The 21,273-nt window shown below is 63.7% G+C and carries 17 protein-coding genes; 11 read left to right on the forward strand and 6 right to left on the reverse strand.

From position 1 onward, the window contains the following. Positions 1 to 101: 101 nt before the first annotated feature. Entirely contained in the window at positions 102 to 926 is an 825-nt protein-coding gene (locus C7440_RS18480; protein WP_116519483.1) for a TauD/TfdA dioxygenase family protein, read from the reverse strand. 54 nt (positions 927 to 980) lie between these two features. Then, entirely contained in the window at positions 981 to 2,015 is a 1,035-nt protein-coding gene (locus tag C7440_RS18485; protein ID WP_243410971.1) for an ABC transporter substrate-binding protein, read from the reverse strand. Between the two features lie 223 nt (positions 2,016 to 2,238). Between C7440_RS18485 and C7440_RS18490 the strand changes: the two genes are divergently transcribed. After that, positions 2,239 to 3,006 carry an SDR family NAD(P)-dependent oxidoreductase gene (locus C7440_RS18490; RefSeq protein ID WP_116519485.1) on the forward strand — a complete coding sequence of 256 codons (768 nt, stop codon included), beginning with the start codon at positions 2,239 to 2,241 and terminating at the stop codon, positions 3,004 to 3,006. 272 nt (positions 3,007 to 3,278) lie between these two features. Next, positions 3,279 to 4,313: an ABC transporter substrate-binding protein gene (locus tag C7440_RS18495; protein ID WP_116519486.1), complete on the forward strand. Its 1,035-nt coding sequence runs from the start codon at positions 3,279 to 3,281 to the stop codon at positions 4,311 to 4,313. Between the two features lie 106 nt (positions 4,314 to 4,419). On the opposite strand, the gene pbpG is transcribed toward C7440_RS18495, so the two are convergent. Next, positions 4,420 to 5,448 carry a D-alanyl-D-alanine endopeptidase gene (gene pbpG / locus C7440_RS18500; RefSeq protein WP_116519487.1) on the reverse strand — a complete coding sequence of 343 codons (1,029 nt, stop codon included), beginning with the start codon at positions 5,446 to 5,448 and terminating at the stop codon, positions 4,420 to 4,422. A gap of 232 nt (positions 5,449 to 5,680) precedes the next feature. On the opposite strand from pbpG, the gene C7440_RS18505 reads away from it, so the two are divergent. Both C7440_RS18505 and C7440_RS18510 read left to right on the forward strand, forming a co-directional pair. Further along, on the forward strand, positions 5,681 to 6,622 hold the full coding sequence (locus C7440_RS18505; protein ID WP_116519488.1) for a 5'-methylthioadenosine/S-adenosylhomocysteine nucleosidase: 942 nt from the start codon (positions 5,681 to 5,683) through the stop codon (positions 6,620 to 6,622). 11 nt (positions 6,623 to 6,633) lie between these two features. Beyond that, on the forward strand, positions 6,634 to 7,170 hold the full coding sequence (locus tag C7440_RS18510) for a cupin domain-containing protein (RefSeq protein WP_116519489.1): 537 nt from the start codon (positions 6,634 to 6,636) through the stop codon (positions 7,168 to 7,170). Here the strand turns inward: C7440_RS18510 and C7440_RS18515 are convergent. Then, positions 7,112 to 9,613, reverse strand: a complete 2,502-nt coding sequence (locus C7440_RS18515; RefSeq protein WP_116519490.1) for an ATP-dependent DNA helicase — start codon at positions 9,611 to 9,613, stop codon at positions 7,112 to 7,114. The genes C7440_RS18510 and C7440_RS18515 overlap by 59 nt on opposite strands. Then, positions 9,610 to 11,373, reverse strand: a complete 1,764-nt coding sequence (locus C7440_RS18520) for a VRR-NUC domain-containing protein (protein WP_133244307.1) — start codon at positions 11,371 to 11,373, stop codon at positions 9,610 to 9,612. Before C7440_RS18520 ends, C7440_RS18515 begins: the two co-directional genes overlap by 4 nt. A 135-nt stretch (positions 11,374 to 11,508) precedes the next feature. Here C7440_RS18520 and C7440_RS18525 point away from each other — a divergent pair, with 135 nt between their 5' ends. Then, on the forward strand, positions 11,509 to 12,525 hold the full coding sequence (locus C7440_RS18525; protein ID WP_165832640.1) for a DUF808 domain-containing protein: 1,017 nt from the start codon (positions 11,509 to 11,511) through the stop codon (positions 12,523 to 12,525). Between the two features lie 205 nt (positions 12,526 to 12,730). Here the strand turns inward: C7440_RS18525 and C7440_RS18530 are convergent, their stop codons facing one another. Then, positions 12,731 to 13,729, reverse strand: coding sequence for a YicC family protein (locus C7440_RS18530; protein WP_116519493.1), 999 nt, complete (start codon positions 13,727 to 13,729; stop codon positions 12,731 to 12,733). 44 nt (positions 13,730 to 13,773) lie between these two features. Here C7440_RS18530 and rph point away from each other — a divergent pair, with 44 nt between their 5' ends. The 6 genes from rph to ntrC all read left to right on the forward strand — a co-directional run bounded on the left by rph (position 13,774) and on the right by ntrC (position 20,941). Then, the gene (rph, locus tag C7440_RS18535) at positions 13,774 to 14,550 is read left to right on the forward strand and encodes a ribonuclease PH (protein WP_371743501.1); all 777 of its coding nucleotides are present in this window, start codon (positions 13,774 to 13,776) and stop codon (positions 14,548 to 14,550) included. Between the two features lie 228 nt (positions 14,551 to 14,778). Then, a complete protein-coding gene (rdgB, locus tag C7440_RS18540) occupies positions 14,779 to 15,429 on the forward strand; it encodes an RdgB/HAM1 family non-canonical purine NTP pyrophosphatase (protein WP_116519501.1) in 651 nt (216 codons plus the stop codon). 12 nt (positions 15,430 to 15,441) lie between these two features. Then, positions 15,442 to 16,650: a radical SAM family heme chaperone HemW gene (hemW, locus tag C7440_RS18545; protein ID WP_371743503.1), complete on the forward strand. Its 1,209-nt coding sequence runs from the start codon at positions 15,442 to 15,444 to the stop codon at positions 16,648 to 16,650. Positions 16,651 to 16,901: 251 nt separating this feature from the next. Continuing rightward, positions 16,902 to 18,314 (forward strand): type I glutamate--ammonia ligase, encoded by a 1,413-nt coding sequence (glnA, locus tag C7440_RS18550; RefSeq protein ID WP_116519496.1) that lies wholly within the window; start codon positions 16,902 to 16,904, stop codon positions 18,312 to 18,314. Positions 18,315 to 18,342: 28 nt separating this feature from the next. Beyond that, a complete protein-coding gene (gene glnL, locus C7440_RS18555) occupies positions 18,343 to 19,398 on the forward strand; it encodes a nitrogen regulation protein NR(II) (protein ID WP_116519497.1) in 1,056 nt (351 codons plus the stop codon). A gap of 73 nt (positions 19,399 to 19,471) precedes the next feature. Next, positions 19,472 to 20,941, forward strand: a complete 1,470-nt coding sequence (ntrC, locus tag C7440_RS18560) for a nitrogen regulation protein NR(I) (RefSeq protein ID WP_116519498.1) — start codon at positions 19,472 to 19,474, stop codon at positions 20,939 to 20,941. The last annotated feature ends 332 nt before the right edge of the window (positions 20,942 to 21,273 follow it).

Here is a 21,273-nt window from a genome sequence, read left to right on the forward strand (position 1 = left end):
TCTTGTCGAAGAAGGGATGACGATGAGCCCTAGCTTACTGTATTTGGGAGGGTGCAGGCCCGCCGTCATTGCCCTATCGATGGGGCGCAGCATTGAAAGTCTTATTGCGGCGCTCGTGTCTCGCCCACCGTGACGCGCTTCATCAGGCGGCGCTGGCTGCCGTCGAAATCGCGGCGGGCGTGCATGGCGCAGCGATTGTCCCAGACCAGGATGTCGCCCACTTGCCAGCGGTGCGCATACATGAAGCGTGCGTCCTCGGCATGGTCGCACAGGCTGTCCAGCAGTTCACGGCTCTCGGTTTCGCTCAGCTCCAGGATGCGGTCGGTCATCAGGCGGCAGATGAACAGGGCCTTGCGCCCCGTCTCGGGTATGGTGCGGACGACGGGATGGACCGCCGTCGGCGCATCCTGCGCCAGCCTCTTGTTTTCGGCATGGGTCTGGCCGTATTCGTAGGTATTGAGGGCGGTCAGGCCGTCCAGGCGCCGGCGGATGTCGGCAGGCAAGGTGTCATAGGCCAGGCACATGTCCGAAAACAAGGTTTCCCCGCCGGCATCGGGAATCTCGAGCGCGTGTAGTACGCCGGCCTTGTTGGGAACCTTCTGGTGGATGCGGTCGTAGTGGAAGGTCAGCTCGCCGTCGGGCAGGGCGCCCACGGCCTGGCCGTTGTCGCGGATGTTCGAGATGACCATGATCTCGGGCCGCGACGCCAGCGCCGATTGCCGCCTGGCGTTCTCGATCTTGCCGAAGCATTCGCCGAAGCTGACGAGCTGGTCTTCGGTGACGACGGGACCGTGGATGACGAGCACATGGTATTTCAGCCAGGCGTCGTGCAGTTGCTCGGCTTCGCCTGCGCTGATGCTTGTAATGTCCAGCCCGGCCACGCTTGCCCCAAGCGCGGCATCGAATGGAGTGAAGGAAAGTGCCATGTTCGTCTCCTGGTCGTGCAAGCTTGGCAAAGCCGGACGACCTTTTGGTTCAGCTTAGTTCGACAGTCTGTTCAGTTCCATGAAGGCCTGGTTGCAGCGCTCGATCTCTGCCCGGTCCGTCAGGGGGTCCACGAAGCGTATGCTTGCACCCTTGGGCGATGAGGCCAGCTTCTTCACGGGCGAGTAGTAGTCCATCTTCAGGATCAGGGGTTGGGCATCGCTGATCATATATTCATAGAACAGCAGCGCGGCATGCGGATTGGCCGGCTGGCGCGATACGGCGATGCCGTTCGTGCGCGCGATGATGGGATCGATGGCGAACCAGTCGACGGGCGCTCCCTGGCGCTTGGCCTGGTCGATCATGTAGCTGTAGGTGGTGAGCCCGATAGGAACCTCGCCCGAAACGACCATGTTCGCCAGCAGTGAATGCCCGCTGCGCACCGACCACTTGTTGGTTTTGACGATGTCGTCGAAAAGCTGCTTGCCTTGTTCCTGGCCAAGGTGTTCGATCTGCCCGCAATACCAGTCGCCATCGCTGGCCTCCACGCCCAGAAGGCCCTTCCATTTGGGATCGCGCAGGTCGGCATAGGTCTTGGGCAGGTCTTCTTTCTTGATGGCGTTGGTGTTGTAGGCCTGGACGAAGAGAGTGATGAATTGCGGCGCCCAGCCGCGATGGGAAGGCATGGCGTCTTCCAGCAGCGCGGCATGCAGCTTCGAGTCGACTTCCTGCAATAGATCTTCGCGGTACAGGGCCTCGAGTTCGGGAGACGAAATGTCGACCACGTCGAAATTCCACTGGTTCGCTTTATGTTCCGCAACCAGGCGCTGGACAACCTTGAGCGTGGAGGCGCGCCATACATTCACGCGTACGCCGTAGCGTTTTTCGAAGTCGGCGGCGAGCACGGCCATGTCCTTCGAAGGAATGGAGGTGTAGAGCGTAAGCGAACCCTCTTTGCGTGCCTGTTCCACCAACTGATTATGGCGCTGCGGTGTGTCTTTGGAAGCCAGTTCGGCGAACGACGCAGCATGCGCCGGCAAGAAACAGGCGGCCGATACGGCGATTGAAGATACCAGGCTTTTTATGCTCATATGTATCATAAGGATGTCTCCTCGATGTGAGATTTGGTTATAGCACGACATAGGGGGAAAGTAGAACATTTTCTGCATAAAGGGATATTGTTCCTTTATATGGAAAATTTTATTGACGCGTGGAAAAGGCCGGTGCTAGAGTCGGCATGGCCGCCTGCATGCGAGGTAGCGCAAGGCGTTCCGCCGTTCCAGGTGTATTTGCAGCCACGTAACAGGAGACAAGATGAAGGACAGACTCGAGGGCCGTGTAGCGATCGTTACCGGTGGAGGGCACGGCATTGGCAAGGCGTACGCCATGCGGCTTGCAGCGGAAGGGGCCAAGGTGGTCATTGCCGAGATCGACGAAGCGGCGGCGCAGGCAGTGGCGAAGGAACTGGGCGATGCCGGCCACGAGGCGCTGGGCGTGCGCACCGACGTATCCGACCCCGCCAGCGTCGAGCAGATGGCCCAGGCTGCCATCCGGCGTTTCGGCCGCATCGATGTACTGGTCAACAATGCGGCGATATTCGCCACCGTGCCCATGTCGCGCTCGCCGTTCGATGAGATCAGCATCGACGAGTGGGACCGTATGATGTCGGTCAATGTGAAGGGGCCCTGGCTGGCCAGCCGCGCGGTCATCCCGCAGATGCGCAAGCAGGGCTACGGGAAAATCATCAATGTCAGTTCGGGCACGGCGCTGAAGGGCTCTCCCAGCCGCATCCACTACGTTACCTCCAAGGCGGGCGTCCTGGGCTTTACCAAGACCCTGGCCAATGAAGTGGGCAAGGACAATATCTGCGTCAACTGCGTGGCGCCGGGCAGCACTTTGTCAGAAGAAAACCCTGACGAGAGCATCGTGAAGATGCGCACCCAGGCCAGTGCCACGCGTGCCCTCAAGCGTGTGCAAAGCCCCGAGGACCTGACCGGTGCGGTGGTGTTCTTCGCCTCGGCCGACAGCGACTTCATCACCGGCCAGACACTGGTGGTGGACGGCGGCTCCTGCATGCATTGAAGCCGGCTAGGGCCCGGCCCGCCGCGGCTGGGCCGCATGGCGCCAAGTGAAAAGTCCCGGCCGGCATCCGTTGTCCTGCGGCCGGGGACGGAAGGTCGCCGTTCCAACACACTCGATTTCAATAAAGTGAAACTATATTCCGTATAAAAGAACAAATGCGTTGACACTCAAAATGAGCGCGTCGATACTAAAAACGCCGGCAAAGAAAACCTATATCGGGCCGCCGCCTCCTCGGGCGGGCGAGTCCGGCCATCCAAAGAAGGAGAACTGCGATGAACAAGATGTTCAGGGCTTTGGCCTGCTCGATGCTTTACTGCGTGTCATCCCTTGCATGGAGCCAAAGTACGGAGCCCATCGCGCTATACGCCGGCGATGATCGGCAGGCGCGCATAGAGGAAGGCGCAAAGAAAGAGGGCGACCTGGTCTTCTACACCACCATTCCCACCCAATACGCCAAAGACTTGATCCAGCCTTTCGAGAAGAAATACGGCATCAAGGTCGAGGTCTGGCGCGCGCGCTCCGAACTGATCCAGCAGCGCGTCATCAATGAGGCGCGCTCCGGCCAGCCCAAGGTCGACATCATCGCCAGCACGTCTCCACCCATGGAGGCGCTGCATCGCGAGGGTCTGCTGCAGAAGGTGAAGAGCCCGCATTTCGAAGACCTGATCGACGAAGCCGTGCCCGGTCACCAGGAATGGGTGTCCATCAACCTGCTGACGCTGGTGCAGGCCTACAACACCAAGGCCGTCAAAAAAGAAGACCTGCCCAAGACCTATGAAGACCTGCTCGACCCCAAGTGGAAGGGAAAGCTGGCCATCGAGGGTTCGGACTATGATTGGATGGCCTCGGTCGTGCACGACATGGGTGAAGAAAAGGGCACGCAGTTCTTCAAGGACCTGGTTGCCAAGAACCAGTTGTCGGTGCGCAATGGCCATCCGCTGCTGACCAATCTTGTGGGTTCGGGCGAGGTGCCGCTGGCATTGACGGTATACGACTACAGCGTGGAGCAGGCCAAGAAGACCGGTGCGCCGATAGAATGGTTCGCCATCGAGCCGGCCGTAACCATCACGATAGGCATGGGCATACTGAAGAACGCACCGCATCCCCATGCAGCCATGCTGTTCTACGACTACATGCTTAGCGAAGAAGCGCAAGGCGTGTTGCGCAAGATCGGCTACTACGCCACCAACAAGAAGATCGATCCGCCTTTCGAAGGCATAAAGCTGAAGATACTGGACCCCGGCACGGTGCTGGACGAACAGGAAGAGGCCTACCAGCGCTTCGAGTCGGCCATCCACGGCAGGTGATCCGGCCAGGCAGGCGGAGCCCCGTTGCGGCGGTCCGCCCGCCTGCATGTTCCAAGGGCATGTTCAGCGAATGAAGGGGGCAAGCCGGTTCGTGCCGGGGCCCACTCTACATCATGGCCAGGTTGGTTTCGCTTTCAACGAACTTGCGCAGCCGCACGGCATCGCCTATGCGCGAGTAGCTTCCGGTGGCGTTCAGCAGGACAATCGCCAGATCGCGCCCGCCGATGCGGGTGACCATGACCAGGCATTGCCCGGCTTCGTTGATGAAGCCGGTTTTGGAAAGCTGGATGTCCCACTGGCTGCTCTTGACCAGGCGATTGGTGTTGTTGTACTTGAGAGAGCGGCCCTTGCCCACGGTAACCTGATAGCTTTCATCGGTAGAGTAGCGGTGGATGAGGGGCTGCCCGGATGCCGCGCGCAGCAGCTTGACCAGGTCGCGGGGCGTCGAGACATTGTGCTCGGACAAGCCTGTGGGTTCCACGAAATGCGTGCGGCGCATGCCCAGTGCGCGCGCCTTGTCGTTCATGGCGCGCACGAAGGCGGGCAGCCCGCCGGGGTAGTGGCGGCTTAGCGCATGGGCGGCCCGGTTTTCGGAAGACATGAGCGCCAGATGCAGCATGTCGGCGCGGCTGAGCTTGGTGCCCACGGCCAGGCGCGAACGCGAATAGCGCACCCGGTCGACATCTTCGTCGGCAATGGTCAGGATTTCGTCCATGGGCAGCTTGGCCTCGGCTACTACCAGCGCGGTCATGAGCTTGGAGATCGAAGCGATGGGGCGCGCCTCGTCGCTGTTCTGGTCGTACAGCACCGTAGAACTGTCCAGGTCTTGCACGAAGGCGACTTCGGAATGCAGCTGGGCCAGATGAGGCAGCGTGCTTGCGGGTTCGGAATGCGAAGGCAGAGGCGCGGTCTCGAGCCGGCTTTGGCGCAATGCCACCTGGATGACGCCGCCTTGTCCGCTACCCGCCAGCGCATGGCTGCGCCGGGGCGCGACATGGCTCGCTGCCCCCGACGCCGGCTGCATGCGGGCCTGGCTGGGCTCTTGGGCCCGCAGTGGAGACGAAGACAGCACGCCGGCGGCCAGGGCGGCGGCCAGGGAGCAGGACAGGAGGTGTCGGCGATAGGCAAAAGGCATGGCGGGCGCGGGCTTTTCAAGGCAGGAAAACTGAAGGCGATGATATCAGACAAAAACGAAATCACCAATATATTTATGGGGTTACATTCATAACTTAAAGCTTTTTTATACCTTCTGGGCGCGGCTTCCATTTTTTCGGCGGAACGCGGCGGCTTGCGAAATTCCGGGGTTGCAGGGCCAGACGATGCAAATACAATGGGCACATTCCAATTACGTTTGATCACAAAAACACATGAGCCCCTTCGTGCCCCTGCGCCGCTTCGTCCTGCCCCTGTATCTGCTGATCGCATTCTGCCTTGCCGGCATGAGCGCGCTGGCGCATGCCGACAGCCGCGTGGACGAAACGCCGCGCATCGCCATTGTTTCCGCCTTCGAACCGGAACTGGTCATATTGCGCGAGGCCCTGCAGGACGCATCCAGCCGGTCCATCAACGGCGTCGAGTTCCTTACGGGCACCTTGCAAGACAAGCCTGTGGTTGTTTTCTTGAGCGGTATCAGCATGACCAATGCCGCCATGAACACTCAACTGGTGCTCGATCGCTTCACTGTCACCCACATCCTTTTCAGCGGCGTGGCCGGAGGCGTGAATCCGCAGCTGAACATCGGCGACGTAACGGTGGTCCGGCGCTGGGGCCAGTATCTTGAAACCGTGGCCGCGCAAGAGATCGAGCCGGGACGCTACGATGCCATGGGCGTGGGCGGCACAGTGGATGCACCGGGCTTCGGCATGTTCTTCACCCGGCCTGTCAAGGTACGCACCGCCGAACAGCCCATGCCGCATGAAAAATTCTGGTTCGACGTCGACCCGGGGCTTTTCGCGGCGGCGCAGGGTATCCAGGATGTCGAGCTGACAAGCTGCGATGCAAAGGGGCAGTGCCTGAGCAAGCGGCCGTCGCTGGTGATCGGGGGAAACGGGGTGTCCGGGCCGGTGTTCGTCGATAATGCAGCCCTGCGTGAGCACCTGCACGATGCGTTCCAGGCCAACGTCGTCGACATGGAAAGCGCCGCCTGCGCCATGGTCGCCTACAGCAACGGTGTGCCCTTCATTGCCTTTCGCTCGCTCAGCGATCTGGCCGGAGGCGGCGACGGCGCGAACGAAATCCACACCTTCCTGAACCTGGCCGCCGAAAATTCCACCCGGGTGCTGATGGCCTTCTTGAAGGCATGGCAATAAAGGAGCCTTGCATGAGCAGCATCGACACACCCGTTCATCGCCTGGTCGCGCAGTTCGGCCTGCAGCCTCATCCCGAGGGCGGCTACTACCGCGAAACCTATCGCAGTGCCGCGGGCGTCACGGTTCAGGCGGGCCGCCGCGCCGCTTCCACGGCCATCTACTACCTGCTCGAAGACAACGATTATTCCGCCTGGCACCGCATTGCTTCCGACGAGCTATGGCATTTTTATGCGGGCCAGGCCCTGGACATCCATGTGCTGGATGAGAGCGGTGGCCTGCTGACCCATCGATTGGGAGATCCGCTGCGCGAGGCCGGCTGCACGTTCCAGGCGGTGGTGCCGGCGGGGCGCTGGTTTGCCGCCGAACTGGCGTCACGCGCATTGCGCGCTCCGGACCAAGCCGCGGGCGATGCATTTGCCCTGGTGGGCTGCACGGTGGCTCCGGGCTTCGAGTTCAGCGAGTTCGAGCTGGCCGACCCCCAGGCCTTGATCAGGCAGCACCCCGAGCATGCCGGGCTGATTCGTCGGCTTGCCCCTGCGCGGCGCTGAGCACGGGTGGCAATGGGAGTTCGGGCGCCGGCCTTGGGGCGGCCCGCGCCTGTTCGATGCGCCACCAAGCCGGCAGCAGCCGGCGCACGGCCGGCCTGTTGTAGCGGTCGTCCATCAGATAGACCACGCCCGCGTCTTGCGGCGTGCGTATGATGCGGCCCGCCGCCTGCACTACTTTGCGCAGCCCGGGATACAGATAGGCATAGTCGTAGCCGCATCCGGCGAAACTGGCTTCCAGGCACTGCTTCAGCGCTTCGTTCCTGGGATTGACCTGCGGCAGGCCCAGCGTGGCTATGAACGCGCCTATCAGGCGATCGCCGGGCAAGTCTATGCCTTCGGCAAAGACGCCGCCCAGCACGGCAAAGCCGATGCCGCGCCCAGAAGCATCGAAGCGCGCCAGAAAATCAGCCCTGGCCGCCTCGTCCATCTCGCGTGATTGCACCCATAGCGCGATGGATGGATGGCGATCGGCAAACGCCTCGGCCAGGCGGTGCAGGTAATCGAAGCTGCTGGCAAACACCAGGTAATTGCCCGGCTTGCGGGCGTATTGCGCGGCGATGAGTTCCACCATGGGCGCCAGTGAAGCCTGGCGGTCGGCATAGCGCGTGGAGATGCCGCCGGCCACGCGCACCTGAAGCTGTTCGGCGCTGAACGGCGTGGCCACGTCCAGCCATGCGGTCGACTCCGGCAGGCCCAGCACGTCGGCGTAAAAGGCCTTGGGCTGCAAGGTGGCCGAGAACAGCACGCAGGCGTGGGCGGCCTGGAACCGGGGCTCCAGGAAGGGCGCCGGCACGACGTTGCGGATACTGCATTCGTGGAATCCGTCGCCGCCTGCGCTTTGATGGAATGCCGTCGTTTCGAACAGGGAGTGCGGGCCGAAGCTTTCGGCCATGCGCAGGAAATGCTGGACCTCGAAGTACAGGCGCAATGCTTCATCGTGTGTGGAATCGTCCGCCTGTTCCAGATGGTCGGACAGGGCGCCAGCAGCCTGCCGCAGCGATTGAAGAAGAGGCTCGGGCGGGGCCGCCTGAGCCGGCTGGGCGCCCGCCTGGCCGGCGATGAGCTTCTGCCAATTGCGTGCCAGGCTGTCCAGCGCATTGCGCAGACCGGCGGGTTGCGCGGTGTCGGCCTGCACATCATGCGGGCCCGCCTCGAGCCAAAGCGGCACCTGTTCTGGTACCGGCTTGGCCGATGCCGGCGCTTCGGTGCCGGTACGGCGCCGCCCGAAAGCAGCGCGGGGTGCCGCAGGCAGGAGCCGCAGCAATGCCCGCACATCTTGCTGGCGCAGCGTGGCCGAGTACATGGCGCGAGCCCGTTCGACCAGGTTGTGGGCCTCGTCGACCAGGACAGCCGTGCGCCACTCCTGCACAACGGTCTGGGCGTGCAGCGTGGCGCCCACATCGAAATAGTAGCTGTAGTCGCCCACGACGAGGTCGCACCAGGGAACAAGCTCGGCGCCCAGGTGATAGGGGCATATGTCATGGCGCAGTGCGTGCCGGCGCAATGCCGCCCGGTCGAGCATGCCTTCTTTCAGCGCCTGCTCTCGCGCCCCTTCAAGACGGTCGTAAAAACCCCTGGCCAGCGGGCAGCTTTGCCCATTGCATTGCTTGTCGGGGTGCTCGCAGGCATGTTCGCGCGCGGCCAGCTCCAGCACCCGCAAGGGCATGAGCCGCGGGCCTTGCAAGGCTTGCAGGGCATGCAGCGCCACCTTGCGCCCCGGCGTCTTGGCCGTAAGGAAGAACAGTTTGTCCAGCTTCTGTTCGGACATGGCCTTGAGCGCGGGAAACAGCGTGCCCATGGTCTTGCCGATGCCGGTAGGCGCCTGGATGGCGTGATGGGTGCGGTCGCGCAGGCCGCGATACACTGCCTTGGCCAGCGTGCGCTGGCCGTCGCGAAAGCCCTCGAAGGGCAGTTGCAGCGCCTGCAGCGCCGCGTCGCGCTGCCGGCGATGTTCGATTTCTTGGAGCGCCCAGGCAAGAAACCGGCCGCACAGGGCATTGAAGTGATCTTCAAGATCGGCGGCCTTGCATTCCTGGCTGCGTATGGTCTCGCGTCCTGTGGCTACGTTGAAATACACCAGTGCCAGCTCGATGGTATTCAGATTCAGCTTGCGGCACATAAGGTGCCCGTAGACGCGGGCTTGCGCCCAGTGCAGTGCGCTGTGGCTGGCCGGCATGTCGCGCAATCGGCCCCGATAGGTCTTGATTTCTTCGAGGCGGCGGGATTCGGGGTCGAAGCCGTCGGCGCGTCCGCGCACGGTCAGCGCCCCGTGCTGGGCCTGAAGCGGGATCTCTTTCAGGTAATGATCGGCGCGCCGGGCCGTGACGATGCGGTGGCCCAGCATGCCTTCCTGGGCGCTGGGGCCCAGGTGGAAACGCAGGTCGAGGTCGCCGCGCCGGGCGGCGAACTCGCATAATGTGCGCACCGAGACGGCATAGCTCATGTTTCCGCCCACTGCACGAAGCAGACGGCCACAGGCATGTCGTGTTCGGCGAAATAGGCCAGCCAGCGACGCTGGTTGTCTTGAAGGCGGTCGCCCGGGCCCTTGACCTCGATCATGCGGTAGCGGCGCTGTTCGGGCCAGAACTGGATAAGGTCGGGAAAGCCCGAACGGTTGGCGGGAATGTCGGCCAGCAGGCGCAGGAACCATTTCTTGAGGTGTTCAGGCGGTATGCATTGCAGGGCATGTTGCAGCAGTTGGGTGTTCAGGGCCGGCCAATGCACGAAGGAGCATTGGCGTCCGGCCTTGGCGTCGAAGTTGGCCCGGATGGTGTGCAGGTATTGGCCGGAATCAAGCTGCGACAGGCAGGTATCGAAGCGCGCCCGTCGCCTGTGCATGAAATCGGGCTCGCTCAGGTCGGCCGGCCCCCGCTGGAAAGGATGAAAAAAGGCGCCGGGCAGGGGAGCGAACAGCGCCTCCCAGCACAGCAGGCCGAACAGAGCGTTGACGAGCGTGTTCTCTACGTAGTGGGCCGGCGCCTCGGCCTGGTGCAGCTGCCGCCGCGCCAGTTCCTCGACGCCGTGCGCGGCATCTTCGGGCGGGGCATGCAGGGTAAGCGTTGCGGGCGGATGCGGCTTGAGCGCGGCCTGGACGGGTAAACCCAGCTTGCGCCTCAGCCGTGGATGCATGCGTGCCAGCTGCTGCGCCTCGGCCTCACTGGCGGGTTCGTTCAGCGCTGCCTCGGCGGCCAGCAGGGCCGGCTCGTAGAGCAGGGCCCGTTCAAGCACGCGTATGTGCCGCATTCTTGCCTCGCCGTGGCTGCTTGCGCCGTAGGCCCGCAGCGCCCCTTGCCAATCGTGGGTCCGCTCGCAAGCCTGGCCGATGCGGAACAGCAGCTTGGCGCGGCGGCGCTCTATCCAGGGGTTGGCATGGGCTTGCGGCGAAACGCAGGCCATGACGGCCGCGGCGTCTTCACCCGCCAGCAGGCGGTCTGAGCAGGCATGCAGATGCAGGTAGTCGTCGATGTCGCGCCGGCTTTCAAGGGCGCGGCACGAAGCCGAGAAGGCAACTGTCTCGTACCGCAGCAGGCCCAGGTCGGCCAGCACGAACTCGCTCCAATCCTGGCGAAGATTGCCGAAGAACATGAGTCTGAAGCGTTCGCACAAGGGCATGACGAGCAGTTCGCAGACCGGGTCGCCGGCTTGCGCCCACCAGCCGGAAAGGGGGGCGAGGTACTCACGGCCGGCGGGCATGTGCACGCTGTGGCCGCGGGGCTCGCCGGAGAGCGCCGCTTCGGTGTGGGTGGCGGACAGCGGCGTTGCCACGGCGCCTGCTTCGGCCGAGGCGAAGCATGGGGGCAACGCCGTGGCCATCCGGGCATACATGGCCGCTTTCGACAATGTAGAGGGAAGGCCCTGGCCGGCGAATGCCCCAAGCAATTCGGGCTTGGTGAAAAGATCGAACAATTGCCGCAGGCCAAGCAGCGGCGCATCGTCGACCCAGCCCGCCGCCACGAGCGGCGCCAGGGCCGGCGCGGCGGGGCCGATTTCGGGGTAGTGCAGCCGGCTTTGGCGGAACAGGACGCCCCGGCGCATGACCATGCGGGCCAGCAAGGCGCGCGACGCGCGTGGCAGGCCCCGATATTGCTGAATGAAGCGGGCCTCGACGCCGTTGAGGATGTCGGCGTAGCGCTGCTCGACCCAGTTCAGCACGAACTCGAAGTTGTCGAGGTAGTAGAAGGGGTTGTCGAGCTGCTTCGCCATGTATTCGATATGCTGTGTATAAAAACAGTATATCAGGCCGGCCCGGGCATGGAAAAATGGACACGGCGCCAGGCGCTGCACGGCCGAGGTGGCTGGCGGCGCCGACGCCGGCTTACATACGGGAAGGGAGACGACATGGCTGGAGCCGGGCTGTTGATGCTGCTGGACGACATCACCACCATACTGGATGATGTCGCGGCCATGACCAAGCTTGCAGGAAGAAAGACCGCCGGAGTGCTGGGCGACGACATCGCCCTCAACGCCGAACAGGTCAGCGGCGTGGCGGCAAAGCGCGAGCTTCCGGTCGTCTGGGCGGTGGCCAAGGGTTCATTCCTGAACAAGCTCATACTCGTTCCGCTGGCCCTGCTCATCAGCGCCGTCCTGCCCGCGGCCGTAACGCCCCTGCTCATGGTCGGGGGCCTCTTCCTTTGCTATGAAGGGGCCGAGAAGATCATCCATTCCTTTTTTCGCAAGGCGCACAAGGCGAACAGGGCTCATAAGCCCGCCGCGGAAGGCGGCCATGAAGCGGTCGCGGACGCGGAACCTCATGATGCGGCGCAGGCCCGGCAGGAAATGGCCGCTGTCACGGCCGACCTGGATGCGGCCACCCTCAGGACGAACGAACAGGCGAAGATCAAGGGCGCCATACGCACCGACTTCATTCTGTCGGCCGAGATCGTGGCCATCACCCTGGGCACGGTGGCCAACGCGCCGTTCGGCACCCGCGCCCTGGTGGTGGCGGTGGTGGCCGTGCTGCTGACCATTCTCGTGTATGGCCTGGTGGCCACCGTGGTAAAGCTGGACGATGTCGGGGCCTATCTGCTGCGCCGCAAGGGCCCGCACACGACCGCCCGTCTGGCGCGAGCCACGGGGCGGGGCGTGCTGGCGTTCGCGCCCTATCTGATGCGGGGCCTTTCAATCGCCGGCACGGCCGCCATGTTCCTGGTGGGCGGCGGCTTGCTCGTGCATGGCATTGCGCCGCTGGAAGGCTGGGTGCACCACGCATTTCATCACGCCGCCGGCGAACACGTTTCCATACTGGAAGCGGTTTCGTCCTACCTGGGCCCCGCCTTGATCAGCGCCGCTACCGGCATCGTGGCGGGCTTCATCGTATATGGGGTGCTTGTGGCGCTGCGCCGCCTGCGCGGTTAGAGGCGTTTGCGGTGCAGCCGCCTTCGGACGCTGATTTCGAGTTCGAGTGCGTGCTAGGGAAGCGTTTCCTCAAAGGAGCCTCTGTAGTGGATTGGCCCGACTGCATTGATGAGACCGCGCAGCGGCAAAAGAAATGTTTTGCGAACTGTTCCTGGGTCATGCCCACTTTTGCGCGGCCGGCCCAGGGGCTTCCCCACCTCGCGCGTCACTCTATATTCTGCGCCTGCTCGCGCATCTGCTCGATGAGCAGCTTGAGATCGATGGCGGCGCGGGTTACTTCGATGCCGCTGGCTTTCGAACCCAGCGTATTGGCTTCGCGGTTCATTTCCTGGAAGAGAAAATCGAGCCGCTTGCCGATGCTGCCCGTGGCCGCTTTGCCGGCGCCTTTGGGCTTGGCGGCCGAAGCGGCCGCGGAGGTCGGACTGCCGGTAGGGGACTTTGCGCCGGAGCCGACGGAAGAGGTGCCTGAGCCGCCCAACAGATGCTGAAGCTCGCTGATGTGCGAACGCAGGCGCGACAGCTCTTCGGCCACGTCGATGCGCAACGAGAACAGCGAGCTTTCCTGGGCGATGCGGGCCGAGAGTTCTTCGCCGCTGATCATCGACAGGCCCGCCGGGCTGGCGGCCTCGAGGGTTTCCCGCAACTTGGTGGCCAGTTTCTGCTGATGCTCGGCCAGCAGCCGCGGCACTTCGCCTTCGACTGTTTCGACGATATCGGCCACGCCGCGCGCGCAATCGAGCATCATGTCGGCCAGGCGCCTGCCTTCGCGCTCGCGGTTGGCCTGCAGTTCAAGCAGCGCCTGGCCGCTGGCCTCGGTGCACAGGGCGCTCCAGGCCCTGGGGTCGGGCGCCTCGTCGGAAGCGCTTGCGCCCTTGATGAGTTCGGCCAGGGTAGGGGCGGGCGTATCGGGAATGAAGGCGCGCGCGCGGCCCAGCTGTTCGGCCGTGCGCTTGAGATAGTCGTCGGCAAGTTCCTGTTCGGCGCTGTCGGCGGCGCGTGCGAACGAGGCGCGCACTTCGACCTTGCCGCGCCGAAGATGCGCGCCTATCTGCTCGCGCAGCGGTGCTTCGGCCAGGCGCAGGTCGTCGGGCAGGCGCAGGCTGACATCCAGATAGCGGCTGTTGACCGTGCGGATTTCGACGGTAACGCTGCCCAGCGTGGATTCGGCGCGGGCGGCGCCAAAGGCGGTCATGCTGCTTATCATGAATGGGTATCCTGCATAATGATGGGTGATCTCTATTATTGCCCATGCGGGCAGCACCTTTCATCAAATCAGGAGTTTTCTTGTCTTCCAGTCCCGCTCCAAGGCCTTCAGGCCGTCTTCCAGACCAATTGCGCCCAGTCTCGCTTGAAACCGGCTACACACGCCATGCCGAAGGCTCAGTGCTGATCAGAATGGGCGACACCCATGTGCTGTGCAACGCCAGCGTGCTCGACAAGGTTCCGCCCTTCCTGAAGGGCAAGGGGCAGGGCTGGGTCACCGCCGAATACGGCATGCTGCCGCGCTCTACGCATACGCGCTCCGATCGCGAGGCGGCGCGGGGCAAGCAAAGCGGCCGCACGCAGGAAATCCAGCGTCTCATCGGGCGCAGCCTGCGCGCCGTGTTCGATCTTCAGGCGCTGGGCGAACGCACGCTTCATCTTGATTGCGATGTGATCCAGGCCGATGGCGGCACGCGCTGCGCCAGCATTACGGGCGCGTGGCTGGCGGCGGCGCTGGCCGTGCGGGGCCTGGTGCAGGGCGGCCAGCTTGCGGACAACCCGCTTCGCGATCACGTGGCCGCGGTGTCGGTCGGACTGGTGGGCGGCCAGCCCGTGCTCGACCTCGACTATCCGGAAGACTCGGGCTGCGGCGCCGACATGAACATCGTCATGACGGGCCAAGGCGGCTTTGTCGAGGTACAGGGTACGGCCGAAGGCCAGACATTCGACCGTTCTCAGCTCGACGCCTTGCTTGGCCTGGCCGCCCAGGGCATAGGGCAGCTGGTGCAATGGCAGAAGCAGGCGCTGTCGGGCGAGGCCTGAAGCACGCTTCCAGAAGCCGGGCGCATTGGGGTTCCACCCGCCATGGCGTCCGGGCCGGCGCAGCCTGCGGCCCGAACCGGTCGGTTAAAATGCAGACATCGTCCATGTTGAAGGGCGCCGCCCATGCGGGCGCCCTTCATGCTCGGCCCCGTATAAGTTTCCAGCCTGCGCAGCTCATAGCTTGCAGCAGCCACTGTGCGGGCCCCGCTCATTTTTTATTTCATTCCCATGTCTTCCTACGCTCCCTCGTCCGAATCTCCCAGCGAATCCGCACTGTCCAAAGTCGTTCTGGCCTCCAACAATGCCGGCAAGCTCAAGGAATTTTCAGCCATTCTGGCCAGCGTGGGCATGCGGATGGTGCCGCAAGGGGAACTGGGCGTCGGCGAGGCCGAAGAGCCTTACGCCACGTTCGTCGAGAACGCGCTGACCAAGGCCCGCCATGCCAGCCGGCATACGGGCTTGCCGGCCTTGGCCGATGACTCGGGTCTGTGCGTCGATTGCCTGGGCGGTGCGCCCGGCGTGTATTCGGCGCGCTACGCCAGCCTGGACGGCGGTGAAAAATCCGATGCGGCCAACAATAGGCTGCTGCTGCAAACCCTTGAAGGGCAAGCCGATCGTTCCGCGTCTTACGTTGCCGTGCTGGTCTACGTGCGCAGCGCGGACGACCCCCGGCCCATCATTGCCGAAGGCGTATGGCACGGCCAGATCGCGCTCGAGCCCGCGGGCGCGAATGGCTTCGGCTACGACCCTTACTTCTACCTGCCCGACCTGGGCAGGACGGCGGCCGAACTGGCTCCCGAAGAAAAAAATAGCCATAGCCATCGTTCGCGCGCTTTGCGCAAATTGCTTCGTGCTCTTGCGGGGCACGACGAGTCCTAAGTGCAAAAGGTCATACGCATTGCGCCCGAGGGCAAGGCCGCGCCGGCCTCGGCTTTTGGCGGTGGCATCAGGCTGGCCAGCCTTCCGCCGCTCTCGCTGTACGTGCACGTGCCCTGGTGCGTGCGCAAATGTCCTTACTGTGATTTCAATTCGCACGAACTGAAGGGCGAGTTGCCCGAGCAGGAGTATCTGTCGGCGCTGCGTGCGGATCTGGAACAGGCGCTGCCCCTGATATGGGGCAGGCAGGTGCATACGGTCTTTATCGGCGGGGGCACGCCCAGCCTGCTGTCGGCCGCGGCGGTGGATGAAATGCTGGCCATGTTCCGCGCCTGCCTGAACCTTTGGCCCGATGCCGAAATCACCATGGAAGCCAACCCGGGCACGGTCGAGGCGGCGCGTTTCCAGGACTACGCGCGCAGCGGCGTCAATCGCGTGTCGCTGGGCATACAAAGCTTCGACGATGCCGCGCTGGCGGCCCTGGGCCGCATACACGATTCAGCCCAGGCCAGGCGTGCCATCGAGGCTGCGCAAAAGGCTTTCGGCCGCGTCAACCTCGACCTGATGTTCGCGCTGCCCGGCCAGAGCCCCGATGCCTGTCGCGCCGATTTGCAAACGGCCATGGCCTTCGGCACCGAACACCTTTCCCTGTACAACCTTACCCTCGAACCCAACACGGTCTTTGCCAAGTATCCGCCGCCGGCCTTGCCCGACGACGACACGGCCGCGGCCATGCAGGACACGGTGGCGCAGCTGGCCGAAGAGGGCGGCTGGCAACGCTACGAGGTGTCGGCCTACGCCCGGCCGCAAGGGCGCAGCCGTCACAACCTCAATTACTGGGAGTTCGGCGATTACCTGGGCATTGGGCCGGGCGCGCACGGCAAGCTGTCCTTTCCCGACCGCATCCTGCGCCAGTCGCGGCTGCGCCAGCCGCAATCGTGGATGACGGCGGCCCTGCAGCGGCAAGGTGGCCATATCGCCGAAGAACGCAGTGTAGAGGCTTCGGAGCTGCCCTTCGAGTTCATGCTGAACGCCCTGCGCCTGAAGCACGGCGTAAGCGCCGCCAGCTTCGAAGAGCGCACGGGCTTGAGCCTGGCCGCCATTTTGCCGGTTGTGAACCGGGCGGTGGCCAAGGGCCTGCTGCAAAGCGACCCTTCGCGCATCCAGGCCACGCCGCTGGGCTGGCGTTTCTTGAACGACCTGCAGGCCATGTTTCTGGATTAGACCTGTTAACAGCCCCTGGCCGCTTACCACTGGTTTCCATAATGGCGGAATACCGTGCACCGGCTTTGCACTACAATTTGACCCAATATGGGGCGTTGCACCAAAACAGGGCGTTTTCCGCATTCAAAACACCTGATATTTCCCGAAACCAAGCAGGCGCCGCTGTGCCAGGCCTGCCGAAGAAACTGGCATGGATGTTGCGTAATGCATATCGACGTCCTATTTTTGACATTCACCAGCCTGGAGCATCTATGTCCACCGCAGAAGATATTGTGAAGCTGATCGCCGAACGCGAAGTCGCCTTCGTGGATTTTCGTTTTACCGACACGCTCGGCCGCGAGCACCACATGACGGTCCCCGGCGGCACCGTCGACGAAGAAAAAATGGAATCCGGACAGGCTTTCGATGGTTCGTCGATCGCGGGCTGGAAGGGCATCGAAGCCTCGGACATGCTGTTGATGCCCGATCCCTCTACCGCGCGCCTGGATCCCTTCCGCGAAGAAAGCACGCTCATTCTTACCTGCGACGTGCTCGAGCCTTCCGATCTCAAAGGATACGACCGCGATCCTCGTTCGCTGGCCCGCCGCGCTGAAGCCTACCTGAAGTCCAGCGGCCTGGGCGACACCGCCTACTTCGGCCCCGAGCCCGAGTTCTTCGTGTTCGACGGCATCACCTGGAACGACGACGCCTCGGGCTGCTTCGTCAAGATCAAGTCCGAAGAGGGCTCCTGGTCTCGCGGCCTCGAACTGGAAGGCGGCAACATGGGCCACCGGCCTTCGGTCAAGGGCGGCTACGTGCCCGTGCCCCCGGTCGACTCCTTCCACGACATGCGCTCTGAAATGTGCCTGCTGCTGGAGCAGCAGGGCGTGCCCGTCGAGGTGCACCACCACGAGGTGGCCGGCCCCGGCCAGATGGAGATCGGCACCCGCTTCTCCACCCTGGTGGAGCGCGCGGACTGGAACCAGATCTTGAAGTACACCATTCATAACGTGGCCCACGTCTATGGCAAGACGGCCACCTTCATGCCCAAGCCCGTGGTGGGCGACAACGGTTCGGGCATGCACGTGCACCAGTCCATCTGGAAGGACGGCCAGAACCTGTTCGCCGGCAACGGCTATGCGGGCCTGTCCGAGTTCGCCCTGTTCTACATCGGCGGCATCATCAAGCATGCGCGGGCGCTGAATGCGCTCACCAATCCCTCGACCAACTCGTACAAGCGCCTGGTGCCTCACTTCGAGGCCCCGGTCAAGCTGGCGTACTCGGCGCGCAATCGTTCCGCGTCCATCCGCATTCCTTATGTCAGCAGCCCCAAGGCGCGGCGGGTCGAGGCGCGTTTCCCCGATCCCCTGGCCAATCCCTACCTGGCTTTCTCGGCCATGATGATGGCCGGCCTGGACGGCGTGCAGAACAAGATCCACCCGGGCGATCCGGCCGACAAGAACCTGTACGACCTGCCGCCCGAAGAAGACGCCAAGATTCCGACGGTATGTGCTTCGCTCGAGCAGGCCATCGAGTCGCTGGATGCGGATCGCGAGTTCCTGACGCGCGGCGGCGTCTTCAGCAACGACATGCTCGACGCCTATCTCGAACTCAAGATGGCCGAGGTCACGCGCCTGCGCATGACCACCCATCCGGTCGAGTTCGACATGTACTACAGCCTGTAGGCATGAACTCGGGCAGGCGGGCGAAGCGATGACATCATTCGATCACTTCGACCTGCTTGCCACCGCAATACTGGCGCTGGACGATGACGGCCTGGTGCTGCAGGCCAACGTGGCGGCGCAAGAGCTGTTCGGCTTGTCTCAGCGCCAGTTGGCCGGCATGGATGCACTGGCCTTGTTTGCCGGCGACGCGGCGCTCGAGTCGCGCTTTGTGGACGCGGTGCGCGGACACTACGGCGTTCTGCGGCTGGCCACCATGGCCAGGACTTCGGCGGCCGACTTGCCGGTGGGCGTTACCGTGGCGCCCGTCGACCACCCCGACTGGGCCGCATTGCTCGAGGTTCGCAGCCTGGAGCACCAGGGCGCGCCCGACCGCACTCAGCAGTTGAGCAAAGAACTGCAGGTGCAAAGGGAATCTCTGCGCAATCTGGCTCACGAGGTCAAGAACCCCTTGGGCGGCATCCGCGGGGCGGCCCAGTTGCTCGAGGCCGAACTGGGCCAAGGCGGCCTGCGCGAATACACCAGCGTCATCGTCGGCGAGGCCGACCGGCTTCGAGCGCTGATCGACCGGCTTATCGCGCCGCAAGGCGACAGCCTGAAAATGCTGCGCTTCAATATTCACGAAATCTGCGAACGCGTATTCACCCTGGTGCGCGCCGAGTTTTCACCGGCCGTCGAAGTGCGGCGCGACTACGACGCCTCGGTTCCGGATCTGACCGGCGATCGCGAAAGGCTTGTCCAGGCCTTGCTGAACGTCGCCCGCAACGGCGCGCAGGCGCTGCTCGAGCATGGGTCGGAATCGAAGCCGGTGCTTACCCTGCGCACCCGCATCGGGCGCCAGCTGGTGCTGGCCAGCCGCCCCGTCCGCATGGGGGTGGTGATATCCGTCATCGACAACGGGCCGGGCGTACCCGAAGCGCTGCGCGAGAAGGTCTTTCATCCGCTGGTAACGGGGCGCGCAAGCGGAACCGGCCTGGGTCTGAGCCTTGCTCAGGAGTTCGTGCAGCAGCATGGCGGCATCATCGAATTCGATTCCTGCCCCGGTTGTACGGAGTTTCGCCTGATACTGCCGCTGGAGTCGCCATGAAGCCGGCGTGGACCGACGAATTCGAACCCTCGATCCGCGCAGCGGCTGCGCTCGATTTCTCTTTGGAGTTGCCATGAAGGCCGTCTGGATAGTCGACGATGATCAGAGCATACGCTGGGTGCTCGAGAAGGCGCTGCAGCGCGCCAATCTGCCCGCACGCAGCTTTGTTTCGGCGGACGAGATGCTGCGCGCCCTGGAAACCGCCACTCCCGCCGTATTGATTACCGACATACGCATGCCGGGCAAGGACGGGCTGGCGCTGCTGCAGGAGATCAAGCAGGGACATCCCGGCCTGGCCGTCATCGTCATGACGGCCTACACCGATCTTAGCAGCACGGTCGCTGCCTTCCAGAAAGGGGCCTTCGACTATCTGGCCAAGCCTTTCGACATCAACGAGGCGGTCAGCCTGATCCAGCGCGCCATCGAGACCACGGCGGGGCAGGACGAAGCCGAGCAGGAAGCGACGCCTGCGTTGAGCGGTGAGCGCCTGATGATGAAGTCGGCCTCGCCCGCGATGCAAGAGGTGTTCCGCGCCATAGGCCGCCTTGCGGTGTCGCCCGCGACGGTCCTGATCACGGGCGAGTCGGGCACCGGCAAGGAACTCATCGCCCGCGCCCTGCACACGCATAGCTCACGGGCCGCGAAGCCTTTTGTGGCGCTGAACGCGGCGGCCATCCCACGCGATCTGCTTGAAGCGGAACTGTTCGGCCACGAGCGCGGCGCATTCACCGGCGCGACCACGATGCGGCGGGGCCGTTTCGAAGAGGCCGATGGCGGCACGCTGTTCCTGGATGAAATCGGCGACATGCCTTTTGAACTGCAGACGCGCTTGCTGCGCGTGCTGGCCGAAGGCAGTTTCTATCGAGTGGGCGGCTCGCAGGCCATCAGGGTAGACGTGCGGATCGTGGCGGCCACCCACCAGCCGCTGGAGCAGCGGGTGGCGCAGGGCCAGTTCCGCGAAGATCTATTCCATCGCCTGAACGTCATCCGCCTCAGGCTGCCGCCCTTGCGCGAACGCAAGGAGGACATTCCCGCGTTGGCGGGGCTGTTTCTGCAGAACAGCGCCGAGAAGCTTGGCGTGGCGGTGCGGCGCCTGACTCCGGAGGCGCAGCGCGCTTTGGTGGAGTTCGATTACCCGGGCAATATCCGCCAGCTGGAGAATTTCTGCCATTGGCTGACGGTGATGGCGTCGGGCCAATGGGTGGACGTGGAGGATCTGCCGCCGGAGGTGCAGGCGGGGGGTGATCAGGCGTCGCCGCAATCGAGTGTTGCGGTGACGGGGCTGGTGGAACACGCGGCCCGGGAGGAGGACCTGGGCACGCCGGTGTGGTCCCAGCTTTTGTCTCAAGACGTGGCCCGGCGGCTCGAGCGTAACGAGCCGGCGATCATGGCGACCTTGATGCGCGAGTTCGAGGCGACGCTGATCCGCACGGCTCTGAAGCATTCGCGCGACCGCCGTGCCGAGGCTGCGCAGCGGCTGGGAATAGGGCGCAATACGCTGACTCGCAAATGCCAGGAACTGAAATTGTCGTCGGCTGATTGAAGGGCTTTTCTTGAGTCGTCGGGGCAGAGTACTGCGGCCATTCTTTGGGTTCTTGAGTCGGCGCGCTGCTGAGAATGGCGGCCGCTTTTTGAGATTCTTTAAGCTGGCGTGATGCAGATCGGAAGGTTGTTTCTGAGTCTTAAACCGGCGTGCTGCGGGGCCGTATTTTGGGCGCCGGAGAGCTGCGGCCGGCTTTGCCGGCTTCCCTCGCGTCACCTTGTTTTTGGGGCGCTCGCGAAATCGGGATAGGGGGCAGCCTTGAGGCTGCGCCCCTCCCACACCACCCGGCATGCGGGTCCGCACCGGGCGGTTCGAGAAGTTGAGGTTTATGC

Origin of the sequence: Pusillimonas noertemannii (genome assembly GCF_003096595.1) — a bacterium.
Classification (GTDB): domain Bacteria; phylum Pseudomonadota; class Gammaproteobacteria; order Burkholderiales; family Burkholderiaceae_B; genus Pusillimonas; species Pusillimonas noertemannii.

Bases quoted from the DNA above. Each gene is read 5' to 3' on its own strand.
- rdgB (WP_116519501.1), top strand. From the start codon at position 14,779: ATGTCTTCCTACGCTCCCTCGTCCGAATCTCCCAGCGAATCCGCACTG.
- C7440_RS18510 (WP_116519489.1), top strand. From the start codon at position 6,634: ATGAGCAGCATCGACACACCCGTTCATCGCCTGGTCGCGCAGTTCGGC.
- glnL (WP_116519497.1), top strand. From the start codon at position 18,343: ATGACATCATTCGATCACTTCGACCTGCTTGCCACCGCAATACTGGCG.
- C7440_RS18530 (WP_116519493.1), bottom strand. From the start codon at position 13,729: ATGATAAGCAGCATGACCGCCTTTGGCGCCGCCCGCGCCGAATCCACG.
- pbpG (WP_116519487.1), bottom strand. From the start codon at position 5,448: ATGCCTTTTGCCTATCGCCGACACCTCCTGTCCTGCTCCCTGGCCGCC.
- C7440_RS18505 (WP_116519488.1), top strand. From the start codon at position 5,681: ATGAGCCCCTTCGTGCCCCTGCGCCGCTTCGTCCTGCCCCTGTATCTG.
- C7440_RS18525 (WP_165832640.1), top strand. From the start codon at position 11,509: ATGGCTGGAGCCGGGCTGTTGATGCTGCTGGACGACATCACCACCATA.
- glnA (WP_116519496.1), top strand. From the start codon at position 16,902: ATGTCCACCGCAGAAGATATTGTGAAGCTGATCGCCGAACGCGAAGTC.
- ntrC (WP_116519498.1), top strand. From the start codon at position 19,472: ATGAAGGCCGTCTGGATAGTCGACGATGATCAGAGCATACGCTGGGTG.
- C7440_RS18520 (WP_133244307.1), bottom strand. From the start codon at position 11,373: ATGGCGAAGCAGCTCGACAACCCCTTCTACTACCTCGACAACTTCGAG.
- C7440_RS18495 (WP_116519486.1), top strand. From the start codon at position 3,279: ATGAACAAGATGTTCAGGGCTTTGGCCTGCTCGATGCTTTACTGCGTG.
- C7440_RS18490 (WP_116519485.1), top strand. From the start codon at position 2,239: ATGAAGGACAGACTCGAGGGCCGTGTAGCGATCGTTACCGGTGGAGGG.
- C7440_RS18485 (WP_243410971.1), bottom strand. From the start codon at position 2,015: ATGAGCATAAAAAGCCTGGTATCTTCAATCGCCGTATCGGCCGCCTGT.
- rph (WP_371743501.1), top strand. From the start codon at position 13,774: ATGCGGGCAGCACCTTTCATCAAATCAGGAGTTTTCTTGTCTTCCAGT.
- C7440_RS18480 (WP_116519483.1), bottom strand. From the start codon at position 926: ATGGCACTTTCCTTCACTCCATTCGATGCCGCGCTTGGGGCAAGCGTG.
- C7440_RS18515 (WP_116519490.1), bottom strand. From the start codon at position 9,613: ATGAGCTATGCCGTCTCGGTGCGCACATTATGCGAGTTCGCCGCCCGG.